General features: G+C 69.8%; 16 protein-coding genes. 7 read left to right on the forward strand and 9 right to left on the reverse strand.

Going from position 1 to position 12,964, the window contains the following annotated elements:
* Positions 1-88 precede the first annotated feature (88 nt).
* Positions 89-1,105, forward strand: coding sequence for a LacI family DNA-binding transcriptional regulator (locus ACGFNP_RS37580; protein ID WP_358317806.1), 1,017 nt, complete (start codon positions 89-91; stop codon positions 1,103-1,105).
* On the opposite strand, the gene ACGFNP_RS37585 is transcribed toward ACGFNP_RS37580, so the two are convergent.
* The 5 genes from ACGFNP_RS37585 to ACGFNP_RS37605 form a co-directional block, all read right to left on the reverse strand.
* Complete coding sequence (locus ACGFNP_RS37585) at positions 1,102-1,971, reverse strand: nucleoside hydrolase (RefSeq protein WP_358317805.1); 870 nt, start codon at positions 1,969-1,971, stop codon at positions 1,102-1,104. The genes ACGFNP_RS37580 and ACGFNP_RS37585 overlap by 4 nt on opposite strands.
* Before the next feature lie 21 nt (positions 1,972-1,992).
* The gene (locus ACGFNP_RS37590) at positions 1,993-2,778 is read right to left on the reverse strand and encodes a carbohydrate ABC transporter permease (protein WP_393326933.1); all 786 of its coding nucleotides are present in this window, start codon (positions 2,776-2,778) and stop codon (positions 1,993-1,995) included.
* 2 nt (positions 2,779-2,780) lie between these two features.
* Complete coding sequence (locus ACGFNP_RS37595; RefSeq protein ID WP_393326936.1) at positions 2,781-3,626, reverse strand: carbohydrate ABC transporter permease; 846 nt, start codon at positions 3,624-3,626, stop codon at positions 2,781-2,783.
* Positions 3,623-4,921 (reverse strand): sugar ABC transporter substrate-binding protein, encoded by a 1,299-nt coding sequence (locus tag ACGFNP_RS37600; RefSeq protein ID WP_358317802.1) that lies wholly within the window; start codon positions 4,919-4,921, stop codon positions 3,623-3,625. The genes ACGFNP_RS37595 and ACGFNP_RS37600 overlap by 4 nt, the downstream gene beginning before the upstream one ends.
* Positions 4,922-5,051: 130 nt before the next feature.
* Positions 5,052-5,516: a PPOX class F420-dependent oxidoreductase gene (locus tag ACGFNP_RS37605; protein WP_393326938.1), complete on the reverse strand. Its 465-nt coding sequence runs from the start codon at positions 5,514-5,516 to the stop codon at positions 5,052-5,054.
* A gap of 116 nt (positions 5,517-5,632) precedes the next feature.
* On the opposite strand from ACGFNP_RS37605, the gene ACGFNP_RS37610 reads away from it, so the two are divergent.
* The 5 genes from ACGFNP_RS37610 to ACGFNP_RS37630 all read left to right on the forward strand — a co-directional run bounded on the left by ACGFNP_RS37610 (position 5,633) and on the right by ACGFNP_RS37630 (position 8,511).
* A complete protein-coding gene (locus ACGFNP_RS37610; protein WP_358317800.1) occupies positions 5,633-5,974 on the forward strand; it encodes a helix-turn-helix transcriptional regulator in 342 nt (113 codons plus the stop codon).
* 94 nt (positions 5,975-6,068) lie between these two features.
* A complete protein-coding gene (locus ACGFNP_RS37615) occupies positions 6,069-6,962 on the forward strand; it encodes a TIGR03620 family F420-dependent LLM class oxidoreductase (RefSeq protein WP_358317799.1) in 894 nt (297 codons plus the stop codon).
* A gap of 32 nt (positions 6,963-6,994) precedes the next feature.
* Positions 6,995-7,468, forward strand: coding sequence for a GNAT family N-acetyltransferase (locus tag ACGFNP_RS37620; protein WP_358317798.1), 474 nt, complete (start codon positions 6,995-6,997; stop codon positions 7,466-7,468).
* Positions 7,465-7,947 (forward strand): metallophosphoesterase family protein, encoded by a 483-nt coding sequence (locus tag ACGFNP_RS37625; RefSeq protein WP_393326942.1) that lies wholly within the window; start codon positions 7,465-7,467, stop codon positions 7,945-7,947. The genes ACGFNP_RS37620 and ACGFNP_RS37625 overlap by 4 nt, the downstream gene beginning before the upstream one ends.
* Before the next feature lie 27 nt (positions 7,948-7,974).
* Positions 7,975-8,511, forward strand: coding sequence for an XdhC family protein (locus ACGFNP_RS37630; RefSeq protein WP_393326945.1), 537 nt, complete (start codon positions 7,975-7,977; stop codon positions 8,509-8,511).
* A gap of 24 nt (positions 8,512-8,535) precedes the next feature.
* On the opposite strand, the gene ACGFNP_RS37635 is transcribed toward ACGFNP_RS37630, so the two are convergent.
* The gene (locus tag ACGFNP_RS37635) at positions 8,536-8,781 is read right to left on the reverse strand and encodes a DUF6289 family protein (protein WP_393326948.1); all 246 of its coding nucleotides are present in this window, start codon (positions 8,779-8,781) and stop codon (positions 8,536-8,538) included.
* 165 nt (positions 8,782-8,946) lie between these two features.
* Here ACGFNP_RS37635 and ACGFNP_RS37640 point away from each other — a divergent pair, with 165 nt between their 5' ends.
* Positions 8,947-9,396 (forward strand): pyridoxamine 5'-phosphate oxidase family protein, encoded by a 450-nt coding sequence (locus tag ACGFNP_RS37640; protein ID WP_358317794.1) that lies wholly within the window; start codon positions 8,947-8,949, stop codon positions 9,394-9,396.
* On the opposite strand, the gene ACGFNP_RS37645 is transcribed toward ACGFNP_RS37640, so the two are convergent.
* From ACGFNP_RS37645 to ppk2, 3 genes are all read right to left on the reverse strand, one after another.
* Positions 9,344-11,026 (reverse strand): GAF domain-containing protein, encoded by a 1,683-nt coding sequence (locus ACGFNP_RS37645; RefSeq protein ID WP_393326951.1) that lies wholly within the window; start codon positions 11,024-11,026, stop codon positions 9,344-9,346. The two genes, ACGFNP_RS37640 and ACGFNP_RS37645, sit on opposite strands and share 53 nt — an antisense overlap.
* Before the next feature lie 46 nt (positions 11,027-11,072).
* Positions 11,073-12,056, reverse strand: a complete 984-nt coding sequence (locus ACGFNP_RS37650; RefSeq protein WP_393326954.1) for an Acg family FMN-binding oxidoreductase — start codon at positions 12,054-12,056, stop codon at positions 11,073-11,075.
* A gap of 95 nt (positions 12,057-12,151) precedes the next feature.
* A complete protein-coding gene (gene ppk2 / locus ACGFNP_RS37655) occupies positions 12,152-12,949 on the reverse strand; it encodes a polyphosphate kinase 2 (RefSeq protein WP_393326957.1) in 798 nt (265 codons plus the stop codon).
* Positions 12,950-12,964: the final 15 nt, after the last annotated feature.

Below are 12,964 nucleotides of genomic sequence, written 5' to 3' on the forward strand. Positions count from 1 at the left end.
CCCCCGGCCGCCGCCACGCGATCGTCGCAGGCGGCACCCCTCCTGGGGGCGCGCCCGTCCAACGGTGCTGGTTCGCAGGTAAAGTGGTGTGATCGTGGTAACCCGTAATGACGTGGCGCGCCTGGCCGGGACCTCGCCCGCCGTGGTCAGTTATGTGATGAACAACGGTCCCAAGCCGGTGTCCGCGGCGACCAAGAGCCGGGTGCTGGCCGCCGTCGAGGAGCTGGGCTACCGTCCCAACGCCGTGGCCAGGTCGTTGCGTGCGCGGCGGACGTGGACGATCGGCGTCATCGCCTCCGACAGCGCGGGGGGCAAGAGCCCGTTCTTCGGCGAGTTCACCCGGTCGTGCGAGGACGTGGCCTGGGAGCGCGGCTACTCCGTCCTGCTCGGCAACTCGGCCGAGCAGCCCGTACGCGCCGAGGGCTACGTGCGCTCCTTCCTGGAGCGGCAGGTCGACGGGCTGGTGCTGATGCGCGTACGCCCGTCGGCCCAGCAGGTCAAGGAGCTGGAGGGGCGCACCCCGGTCGTGACGATCGACCACGAGGCACCACCGTTCTTCTCCAGGCTGGCCGTCGACGACGAGGAAGGCGGTTATCTCGCCGCCAAGCACCTGGCCGGGCACGGGCACACCCGGCTCGCGTTCATCGGCGGGCCGCTGGACATCATGGCGGTAGAGCTGCGGCTGGCTGGCTGGCGCAAAGGGCTGGCCGAGAAGGGGCTCGACAGTTCACTGGTCGCGCATGCCGCGATCAGCCTGGAGGGCGGCTATTCGGCCGCCGCCGAGCTGCTGGCCGAACAGCGCCCGACGGCGCTGTTCGCCACCACCGACCACCAGGCGATCGGCGCCATGCGCGCCGCCGCCGACCTGGGCCTGCGGGTGCCCGCCGACCTGGCGATCGTCGGGTTCGACGGGGCGCGCGAGTCCGCGTTCACCGTGCCGGGCCTGACGACGATCAGGCAGCCGATCGACGAGATGGCCCGCTTCGCCGCCGAGAAGCTGATCGCCGCCATCGAGCAGGGCGAGACCGAGCCGGTCACCCGGATCTTCCCCGCCGAGCTCGTCCGCCGCGGCTCATGCGGCTGCCAGGACCCGCGCACTCCCTAACGGGGTGCCGCGACGGTCCTGGCGACGATCTGCGCGGCCACCTCGTCCGCACGCGCCGCCACGGTGATCCTGGTACGGCCCGCGCCCTCGGTGAACACGCTGCCGCCCGTGGCGTCGATCGCCACATGGCCCTCCGCGGTGAACCCGAACAGCTCGGGCGTCAGCAGCGTCAGCACCGTGATCGGGTCGTGCGGGCTGTTCCACTCCTCGTTCCAGAACCGCCACCACTGCTCGATCTCCGCCTTCAGCGCCTTCCCGAACTCACCCGCCTCGGCGATCCTGGCCACGTCGCCGGCCTCCAGCCGCACAGTCGTGGTGATCTCCAGTCCGGTCACGGTGATCGGGGCGCCGGAGTCGAAAACGATCTTCGCGGCCTCGGGGTCGCACTTGAAGTTGTGCTCGGGCTCCAGGGAGTCGAAGCGGCCGCCCATGATCCACAGGTGCCGGACGTTCGCCGCGAACGACGGGTCGGCCTGGATGGCGTTCGCGATGTTGGTCAGCGGGCCGATCGCGACGACGTCGATCTCGCCCGGCGCCCGCCGCACCTGATCGGTGAGGTAGGTAGTGGCGTCCGGCTCGTGGGAGATCCGCTCGGTGTCGAGGTCGGTGAAGAGCTTGCCTTCGTGACCCGCCCACCAGACCTCGCGGTCGGTGAGCGTCTTCTCCGCGCCGGGCACCACGGTCACGGTACGGCCCGCGAGCCGTACCAGCCGCTTGGCCAGCCGCGCCCGCAGGGCCGTGTCACCGTAGACGGTGACGCAGCCCAGCAGGTCCACCTCCGGCGACCCGAGCAGGACGGCCAGCGCGAGCGCGTCGTCCACGTCGGAGCCGAGGTCGGTGTCGAGAATGATCTGACGGTCAGCCATGGTGGCCTTTCTCCAGGAGAGCTATTTGAGCCCGGTCGTCGCGATGGACTGGGTGAACTGGCGCTGGAAGCGCAGGATGATGGCCAGCGGGATCACGGTCAGCACGACCGAGCCGGCGAACAGCTGCCCGTAGTCGATGGTGAACTGCCCGCGCATGTTGGCCAGGGCGATCGGGCCGAGTTGATGGGCGGTGTCGGTGCCGATGAGCAGCGGCCAGACGTAGGCCTGCCACTGGAAGATGAACAGCGTCAGGCCCGCGCTGACGAGGGCGGGACGCGACAACGGCAGGTAGAGCCTGGCGAACACCCCGAACCAGCCCAGCCCGTCGATCCGCGCCGCCTCCACCAGCTCGGCCGGGATGGCCAGGAAGAACTGGCGCAGCAGGAAGATGGCCAGGCCGTGGCCGAGACCGGGCAGGATGAGGCCGGCGTAGGTGTTCTGCAGGTTCCAGTCGCGGAACAGCGTGGCCAGCGGGATCGCGATCGCGTCGAACGGGATGAGGAAGCTCAGCACGACCAGCCCGAAGAGCACGGCCTGGCCCTTGAACCTGATGGCCGACAGCCCGAACGCCGCCGCCGCGGAGATGGCCAGGCCGATCAGGACCGTGGCCAGCGCGACGAGCAGCGAGTTGGCGATGGCCCGGCCGAAGCCGCCGGTGAGCAGCGCCAGGTAGTTGGCGAGTGTCGGGTCAGTGGGGATCAGCGAGTTGCCGAGGTTGCCCGTGCCGCGCAGCGAGCTGCTGAGCGCCCACAGCAGGGGCAGCGCGAAAGCGAGGCCGACGAGCGCGGCGAGTGTCCTTCTGAGCATGCTCAGTCCTTGGCGCGCAGCAGGCGGAACTGGACGATGACCACCGCGAGCACGACCAGCACCAGCAGCATGACCTCGGCCTGGGCCAGGTTGAGGTCGCCGACGCTGTAGGCGCGGGTGAAGATGTCGAACATGGTGACGTTCGTGGACCCCTGCGGGCCGCCGTTGGTCAGCATCTGGACCGGGGCGAAGACCAGGAAGTTGGACACCGTGTCGGCTACCAGCACGAACGCCAGCGGCCTGCGCAGCAGCGGCAGCGTCACGTGCCAGAACCTGGCCCAGGAGGAGGCGCCGTCGATGCCCGCCGCCTCATAGAGCTCGCGCGGGATGTCCTGCATGCCGGCGATCAGGAACATCATCCAGTAGCCGACCCCGATCCACGACAGCAGCACGATCAGGCACCACAGCGCCTGCTGCGGCGAGGTCAGGAACGGCTGCTGCGGAATGCCGAGCACGTGCAGCACGGCGTTGAGCATCCCGTCGGGCCGGTAGGCCACGCTCCAGATGGCGGCCGACACCGCGGGCGGCACCGCGATCGGCAGGATCACCAGGGAGCGCAGGAAGCGCACCCCGGCGAACTTCTGGGTGTACAGGACCGCCAGCGCCAGCGCCACCGCGATCTGCAGCGGGTTCACGATCAGGCTGAACACCAGCGTGACCTTGACGCTCTGCAGGAACGTCGGGTCCTCGAACAGCGTCGCGTAATTGCCGAGCCCGACGAAGGACGTCTCGCCGGTGACCAGGCTGGTGTGCCGCAGGCTGCTGCCGACGGCGATGGCCGCGGGGATCAGCCGGAGCGCCAGCAGGGCCGCCAGCGCGGGCGCCAGGAAGGCCAGCGCGACCTTCATCGAAGCTGCTTCCAGGCGGTGGTGATCTCCTGGGTCGCCTGGTCGAGCCGGGCCTTGGGGTCGGCGCCGTTGCGGATGTCGGCGAACGCCTTGGTCATGATGTCCTCGAACTGGATGTAGCCGACCGACCTGGGCCGCGCCACCGCCGTGTGCTGGGCGTCGTACGTCATGATCTCGCCGACGCCCTTCGCCTTCGCGTCGAGCAGGGGTACGTACTTCTCGAACGCCGCCTTGCTCGACGGGATGATCGTGGTGTTCTGCGTGGTCTGGAGGTTGCCTTCGGGGTCGAGCGCCGCGTACTCGATGAACTTCCGCGCCGCCGTCTGCTTCTTGGAGGCCGGGTTGACGCCCCACGACCACGAGCCGGTCGGGGTCACCGGCTTGCCGCCCTGGAAGTACGGGTACGGCGCGACGCCCCACTTCAGACCCTTGGCCGCGGCGAACGTGCCCACGTCCCATGGGCCGCCGGCGAAGAAGGCCACCTTGCCCTCGCTGAACAGCGGCGAGGTCTGGAAGGAGCCGACGCCACGCGGGGCCAGCTTGTTCGCGAACAGGCCGTGGTACCAGGTCATCGCCTTGACCCAGCCGTCGGTGGTGATGGCGGGCGTCAGCATCTCGGGGCCGGTGATCCCGGATCCGCCGCCGAGCGACTCGGCCAGGCTCTGGAGCTGGTAGAACTGCTCGATCTGCTCGGGGATGACCGCCCACTGGGCGCCGGCCTTCTCCTGCGCCTTCTTGCCGGCCTCGACCGTCTGCTCCCATGTCCACCGCTTGGCCGGGTCGCTCGACGGCGGCTGGACTCCCGCCTTCTCCAGCAGCTCGGTGTTGTAGAAGAGGAACTGGTCGGAGGTCCAGATGGGCAGCGCCCACAGCTTGTCCCTGAAGACGTTGACCTCGTACTGGCCGGGGAGCGCGGCGCTCTTCACCTTGTCGGTCAGGTCGGTCAGGTCGGTGAGGAAGCCGCGGGTGGCGAGCGCGGCGACGCGCGGCTGGTCGACCGTGTAGACGTCGATCGAGTCGTCCTTGGCCGCGAGGCGCTGCTGGAGCACGCTGTTGAGCTGGTCGAAGGGGACCTGGGTGTAGGTCACCTTGAGCCCCGGGTTCTTGGCCTCGAATCCGGCGATGACCGGGGCGAAGGTCTTGGGATCCTCGGGGCCGACGAACTGGATCGGTCCCGCCGTGTCGGCGGCCCGGCTCGCGTCACCAGACCCACCTGACCCGCCTGACCCGCCCGACCCGCAGGCGGCCAGGGCGCCGGCCAGGGTTGCCGCGACTATCACCCTGTAGAACTTCATCCCCTAGCTCCTTCTGACTGAGGTCTACACGTGTCACCTTCAGTCGGGCCAGGATGCCATCAAGCGCCGGGAAGAACAAGCCCCAGGTCAGGCGGTTTTTACGCCATCCACCCGCAAATCGGGCGCGCCGCTACTGCACCAGCCGGGCGGGGAATCCGCCGGTCGCGATCGGGCTCCAGCGGTCGATGTGCAGGCGGATGAGGGACTTGCCCTGTCGCGCCATGGCCGCGCGATACTCATCCCAATCGGGATGCTCACCCGAGATGCACCGGTAGTACTCCACGAGCGCGTCGAGCGCCTCGGGCATGTCCAGCACCTCGGCACGCCCGTCGACCTGGACGTACGGGCCGTCCCAGTCGTCGGACAGCACGCAGATCGACGCCCGCTCGTCGCGGCGGGCGTTGCGCGTCTTGGCCCGGTCGGGATAGGTGGACACCACGATCCGGCCGCCCTCGTCGACCCCGCAGGAGACCGGCGAGAGCTGGGGCCGCCCGTCGGCACGGGTGGTCGACAGCAGGCCGTGATGCCTGGGACGGAGGAAATCCAGTAGTTCGGGCAGTTCGACACGGCTGGCGGTCGCGACCCTCGGAACCATCTCACGTACCTTTCCGCGCCGGGCCGTCGGCGGCATCCGGCGTCAAGGCTCCGATCCTTTCATCCGCCCCCGACCTGGCAGACGCCGGGATGAACCTATACTCGTCTCGATCGCCCATGACTACACACACCACATCCTCACCGGACGCCTCCGCGCAGCTGCTTGAGGTGTTCAAGGCGCTCGCCAATCCCGTGCGGCTCCAGGTGCTCCAGTGGCTGCGCGATCCCGACCTCCATTTCCCGCCGGACCAGGCGATCGCGGACCAGCATGAGGTCGGCGTGTGCGTGAGCCACATTCAGGCCAAGACCGGGCTCGCGCAGTCGACCGTCTCCGCCTACATGGCCTCGCTGCAGCGTGCCGGGCTGGTCCGCGCCACTCGCGTGGGGAAGTGGACGCACTACCGGCGCGACGAGGAGCGCATCGCCCGGCTCGTCGACGTGCTCGGCCGCTCGCTTTAGCGTTCGCTACCCGGACTCCGCACGGGCTCCGCATTTGGTGTCATATCGACTTTCTGCGATACTTCGATTCGTACCGATTCGGCGAGGAGGAGCCATGGGCACGATCGACGGCATGGATGTGGGGCGCTTCGGGGTCTGGACGTTCGACTTCGAGGACCAGCCGGCGAGCATGATGCGAGAGTCCATCCAGGAGCTCGAAGAGCTCGGCTGGCCGGCGTTCTGGATCCCGGAGCGGGACGGGCGCGAGGCGATGACGCACGCCGGGTTCCTGCTGTCCAGCACCGAGCGCATCAACGTCATCAACGGCATCGCGCGGATCTGGTCCCGCGAGCCACGATGGACCCAGGGCGCGGCGCTGCTCCTGGCCGACGCCTATCCGAACCGCCACCTGCTCGGTCTCGGCTTCGGGGGCGGGCGGCCCGGGGCCAAGCCTCTTCAGGCGATGAGCGAGTACCTGGATGAGATGGACGCGGCGACGAGCGCCAACCCCCTGCCACGGGCGCCGATGCGCCGCCTGCTGGCCGCGTACGGACCGAAGATGCTCGAACTGGCCCGCGACCGGTCCGAAGGCGCTCATACCTACCACGTGACGGTGGGGCACACGGCGCAGGCGCGGGAGGTGCTGGGCGACGGCCCGTTCCTCGGCGTCGAGCACGCGGTGCTCTTCGAGACCGACCCGGGCAAGGCGCGGGAGATCGCCCGCGAGCATCTGCACGTGTATTTCACGACGAAGTACAACATCGCCAAGTTCCTTCGCCTGGGCTACACCGAAGCGGACATCGACGGCGGCCGGGGCAGCGACCGGCTCGTCGACGACCTGGTGTTCTGGGGCGACCTCGACACGATCGTCGGCAAGCTGCACGACCACCTCGAGGCCGGCGCCGACCACGTCGGCATCCAGGTTCTCGGCGTCCAGCCCGGCCAGACGGCCATGCCGCGATGGCGGGAGCTGGCCGAGGCGCTGCTTCCCCAGCGAGCCGCCAAGTAGGACCGGCCGACACCCTCGATATCGTGGGCCACGTGGACATCATCGAGGCCCCTCGGCTCGTCCTGCTCCCCCTGCGGGTCGAGCACGCGGACGAGATGGCCGTCGCACTCTCCGATCCCGCCCTGCACACCTTCATCGGCGGTACGCCCATGACCGCGTACGAGCTGCGCGCTCGCTACGAGCGCCTGGTCGCCGGGCCGCCCGGCTGGCGCAACTGGGTGATCCGGCTGCGCGAGGACGACAGCCTGGTGGGGTACGTACAGGCCACGATCGACGAACGCAGCGCCGAGGTCGCCTGGGTGATCGGCACTCCCTGGCAGGGCCGCGGCCTGGCCGGCGAGGCCGCCAAGGCGCTGGTCGGATGGATCGCGGAGCAGGAGATCGACACGATCGTCGCGCACATCCACCCCGATCACGCCGCCTCGGCCGCCGTCGCCGCCTCCGCCGGGCTGCACCCCACCGACCAGTGGCAGTCCGGCGAGGTGCGGTGGGAGGCACGGGTGTGAGAGCGGCGGTGCTGTCCGACACCCATGCCCCGCGGCACTGGAAGTCGTGCCCGGACCGGGTGGCCGCCCACCTGCGGGGAGCCGATGTCATCCTGCACGCGGGCGATGTCTGCGTCGGTGCGGTGCTCACCGAGCTGGGGGCGTACGCACCGGTGCACGCGGTCAAGGGCAACAACGACGGACCGGACGTGGACGCGCCCGAGACGCTGGAGCTGGAGCTCGCGGGGCTCCGGGTGGCGATGATCCATGACAGCGGGCCGGCCAAGGGGCGCTGGGACCGGCTGCGGCGGCGTTTCCCGGACGCCGACCTCGTGGTGTTCGGTCACTCGCACATCCCGCTCGACCATCACGAGGACGGGCTGCGGATCTTCAACCCGGGCTCCCCCACCGACCGCCGCCGCCAACCTCACGGAACGATCGGGCTGCTCGTGATCGAAGAGGGCCGGCTGGTGTCGTCGGAGATCGTCCCCGTCACCTGAGGCCCCGTCGCGGGTAATACTGCCGGTATGGCCCATACGCATGACGCACATTCGCATGACGCGGACGCGCTCTGTGACGTCGCCCATGGCGAGGCGGCGGCCGGTGGCGGTGATCGCACGCTCGTCGCCGTGTTCGCCTCGCCTGTCGCCGACTACCTGCTGCGCTACGGCGCCGACCTGGGATTCCGCGGGATCCTCTTCGAGCCCGACCCGCATCGGAGCCCGGCCCCGGTGGGGTTCGAGGTCGTCTCCGCGCCCCCGGCGGACCTGGACGGCACCGCCGACATCGTGCTCACCGACCACCACCGCCCGGAGCTCGCCGCCGTGCTGCACGAGCTGCTCGCCTACAAGTGCCGGTGGATAGGGGTGATGGGCAGCCCGCGCCATCCGGCGCCGTATCTCCAGGCGCTGGCCGAGCTCGGCGCGCGGGAGGCGGACATCGCCCGGGTGCACCGGCCGATCGGGCTCAACATCGGCTCGCGCACGCCACCGGAGATCGCCATCGCCACTCTGGCCGGCCTGCTCGCCGACCGCAACGGACGGCCGGGCGGCTTCACCTTCTGAAGCCACCCCGCCGCGGTGACTCAATCAGCAGGGGGTCTCTTGGAAGTCGAGGTATATGGTTTTGACGCCCCAGCCGGGAAGGGTTTCCCCTTCACAGCCCACGCGCCTGACTCCCGCCACCGTGGTGCGGGTTTCGTCGGTGTAGTACGTGCTGACGCAGGTGTATCCGAGCGCGCAGGCCCGGGCGAAAGCGGGGGCACTTGTGACGGTCGTGATGGTGGCGAAGGAGCCGAGGACGAGGAGTACGGCCAGCAGTGCGCGGCGAATCATGAAGACCCTTCCCGATCGAGGGAGCGATACTGCTCCCGATGATCGATCACCGGCATCGGAAGCTCAAGACGCGTTGGGGATCTTGGCCGCATCCGGCCGTCCGCCGAAAATGATGGGACTTTCGGCCCTAATCATGAGCAGATCCGATAAGGAACCCTAAACAGCATGCAATTGGACTCGTCCGGCCTGGTGGTGCTCTCCCGTGCGGAGTGCCTCCATCTGCTGGCCTCGGCCGCGATCGGGCGGATCGTCTTCACCGACCGCGCGCTGCCCGCCGTGCAGCCGGTCAACTTCTGTCTCGATGGCGAGAGCATCGTCATCCGCACCGCGATCGGCTCGAAGCTGGCCGCCGCCACCCGGCAGGCCGTGGTGGCGTTCGAGGCCGACGAGTTCGATCCGGAGATGCGCACGGGGTGGTCGGTGACGACCGTGGGACACGCGCGGGCCGTACGCGATCCCGCCGAGCTGGCGCGCCTGGCGGCGCTGCCGCTCCAGCCCTGGGCGCCGGGGAGCAGGGACCACTACATCGTGGTGCGCGCGGAGCAGGTCTCGGGGCGCCGGATCACAGAGGCACCCGCCAGCACAGCCGGGCTCCGCCCGGATCCGGAGAGGTGATCTCCAGGGCCCCGCCCAGACAGGTGGCGCGGTCTTCGAGATTGCGCAGCCCGCTGCGCCGGCCGTCGGCGGGCAGGCCGATGCCGTTGTCCTGAACGATGAGCGTGAGCCGGCCTTCCGTGACCTCCACCGCCACGTCGGCCTTGGACGCCTTGGCGTGACGTACCACGTTGGACAGCGCCTCGCGCAGCACGGCGAGCAGGTGCTCGGCCACCGCGTCCGGAACCTGGTTGTCGAGCGGGCCCTCCATCCGCAGCCCCGGCATGAACCCCAGATGACCGCGGGCGGCCTCGACCAGGCCGACGATCTGCGCGCGCAGGCTCGGGTCGGTGCTCTCGCGCGGGCTCTGCAGCGCGAAGATGGTCGAGCGGATCTGGCGGATGGTCTCGTCGAGCTCGTCGATGGCGTGCTGGACGCGGCCGGCCGCCTCCGGGCGTTCCACCAGCTTGACCGTGCTCATCAGCGTCATCGCGGTGGCGAACAGCCGCTGGATGACCACGTCGTGCAGGTCCTTGGCGATCCGGTCACGGTCTTCCAGCAGGTTGAGGCGTTCGGCGTCCTTGCGGGCCTCGGCCAGTTCCAGCGCGATCGCGGCCTGGCCGGCGAACGACTGCAGCATCCGCAGGTCGGCCGCGATGAACGGCATCCGCCCCGAGCGCTTGGCCAGGGCCAGCACGCCGCGTATGGCCCGGCCCGCGCCCAGCGGCAGCAGCAGCTCAGGGCCGAAGCCGAGGCGGCGCAGCGGCGAGTCGGCGTCCAGCAGGTCGTCCTGGCTGAGCGGCTCTCCATGGGTGAACACCTGGCCGGCCGCGCTGGTGCCGAGGTCGAAGGTGATGCCGGCCACCTCGTCGGCCAGCTCGCCGTCCACGATCTCCGCCGTCAGGACGCCGTCGAGCGGCAGCAGCACCTTGACCAGGTCGGCTCCGGTCATCGCCCTGGCCCGCTGGGCCATCATGGTGAGCACCTCACCCGGGTCCGCGCCGGACAGCAGGCTGGTGGTGACCTCTGAGGAGGCCTGGAGCCAGGTCTCGCGCCGCCGGGTCTCCTCATACAGGCGGGCGTTCTCCACGGCGACGCCGGCCGCGGCGGCCAGCGCGATGACGATGGCCTCGTCCTCCTCGTCGAACTCCGCCCCGCCGCGCTTCTCGGTCAGGTAGAGGTTGCCGAAGACCACATCACGCACCCGGATCGGGACACCCAGGAAACTGCCCATCGGCGGATGCCCCGGCGGGAACCCGTAGGACTCGGGATGGTCGGCGATCCGCACCAGCCGCAGCGGCCGGGCGTCCTTGATCAGCAGCCCGAGCAGGCCCAGCCCGTGTGGCCAATGCTCGATGCGGGCGATCTCTTCCTCGCTCAGCCCGACCGGGATGAACTGGATGAGCGTATTCTCCTGCCCGACCACGCCCAGCGCGCCGTAGCTCGCGTCCACCAACTTGGTCGCGGTCTCCACGATCCGGCGCAGCACCGTCTCCAGATCCAGGTCGCTGCCGACGGACACGACGGCCTCCAGCAGCGCGTGCACCCGGTCGCGGGTGGCCAGCACGGCGTTCAGCCGGACCTGCAGCTCCGCCAGCAGCTCGTCCAGGCGACTACCCGGCATCAGCGGGTGCGACCCCATGTCCGTCATAAGGGCAGTTTCCCACCCCAGCAGCGGGACACACATCCCCGGTCGATCAGTCGGCCACTTCGTACAGGGGCCGGCGGACCGCGGCGGTCTGGTCGAAGGTGATCCCGAGTCGCATGATCATCTGGGGCTGCTCGCCGGAGCAGAGCGACTCGCGCAGGAACTCCCGCAGGTGGGGCATCTCCAGCGCCTGGGTGTGGAAGGCGGCGCTGACGCCGTGGGCGGAGGCGTGCAGCAGGACACGCTGCAGCGCCTGGCCGGTGGCGATCCACTCCTCCCGGGTGTCACCGGGCGTGGTGAGCAGGGCCACGACGCCGGCCGTGCTCGACGCGCCCTGGTCGCCCTGGCTGCCCCAGTCGTGCCGCCAGGAGTAGTCGCGCTGCGGGAAGTCCGGGTCGGTCCGTACCGCCTCGCGCGGGTAGCCCTCGGCGGGCACGCCGTCGGTGCGCCTGCTGCCCGGCGGGCGGGCCCAGCGGATCACCTCCAGGCTGAACAGCCGGTCCTGGGCCTGTACGCCCTGTGCCGCCTGGGTGAGCGCGGCGACGACCCGCACGGCGTCCGGGGACCTGACCGGCGTGAGCCTGGCCTGCTCCATCGACGCCTCTTTGACCAGCCGCTCGACCACCTGCTCGGGGACGGGCAGGTTGGTGAAGCCCGCGCGGTGCGTACGGCGCCGCTCGATCTCGCCCCTGAGCAGCCGGGTGTGCTCGTCGGCCTCGATGGTCGCGCCGAGTCGCACCGTGGCCAGCAGCGACGGGCGGTCGGGATCGGGCAGGACCCGGACCACGGGCTGGTACCCCTCGCAGGACAGAGCCGTACGCATGGTGAACAGCGCCGCGCCGCAGCTGATCAGCAGTTGCCTGCCCTCCGTGTCGCTGACGCGCAGTTTCCTGTCGGCGTCGGCCCGCAGGCTGATCTCCTCGCCGGAGACGGCGAAGGACCAGGGCTGGGTATTGTGCACGGACGGTGCCCAGCGGGCGGCCTCCAATGCCGATTCGATGGCCTGCGCCCGCGTTGCCGTTCGAGTGCTCATGACTCCACCTCCAGAGACCAGCTCATCACCGGCTGGAGGCGGCGGTCAGGGCCTAAGGTCACACCTGTCTAGAGGCGGTCGTCCCGCCTGCGGGATCAGTGCCCCGCGAGCTTCGCCGCCGCGTCGGGCACGTGCGTCTCCAACCTGGGCGGCCGGCGGTATCCGGTCCCGGGTGGCCGGGCCGGGATCTTCAGCCGAGTCCGCCGGACCTCCTGGTAGGGGATGCTCGACAGCAGGTGGGAGATCATGTTGATCCTGGCCCGCCGCTTGTCCTCGCTCTCCACGTCATACCAGGGCGCCTCGGGGATGTGGGTGTGAATCAGCATCTGGTCCTTGGCCCGGGAGTACTCCTCCCACCGCGTGATCGACTCCAGGTCCATCTCCGACAGCTTCCACTGCCGCATCGGGTCCCCGAGCCGGGCGCGGAAACGCCGCTCCTGCTCGTCGTCGCTCACCGAGAACCAGTATTTGCGCAGCAGGATCCCGTCCTCCACCAGCAGCCGCTCGAAGATCGGGCACTGGTGGAGGAACCGCGTGTACTCCTCCTGCGTGCAGAAGCCCATCACCCGCTCGACCCCGGCCCGGTTGTACCAGCTCCGATCGAAGAACACGATCTGTCCGGCGGCCGGCAGATGCTCGATGTAGCGCTGGAAGTACCACTGGCTGCGTTCCCGCTCGGTGGGCGCCGGCAGCGCGACGATCCTGGCCACGCGCGGGTTGAGGTATTCCGACACTCGTTTGATCGTGCTGCCCTTCCCGGCGGCGTCGCGGCCTTCGAAGATCACCACCACCCGCCGGCCCTCGGTCCGCACCCACTCCTGCAGCTTCACCAGCTCTCCCTGCAGGCGGAAGAGCTCCTTCTCGTACAGCTTGCGGCTCAGCTTCTTGGCCATACGGCCCATCCTTCC

Source organism: Nonomuraea sp. NPDC049269, assembly GCF_043197155.1.
Lineage (GTDB): Bacteria > Actinomycetota > Actinomycetes > Streptosporangiales > Streptosporangiaceae > Nonomuraea.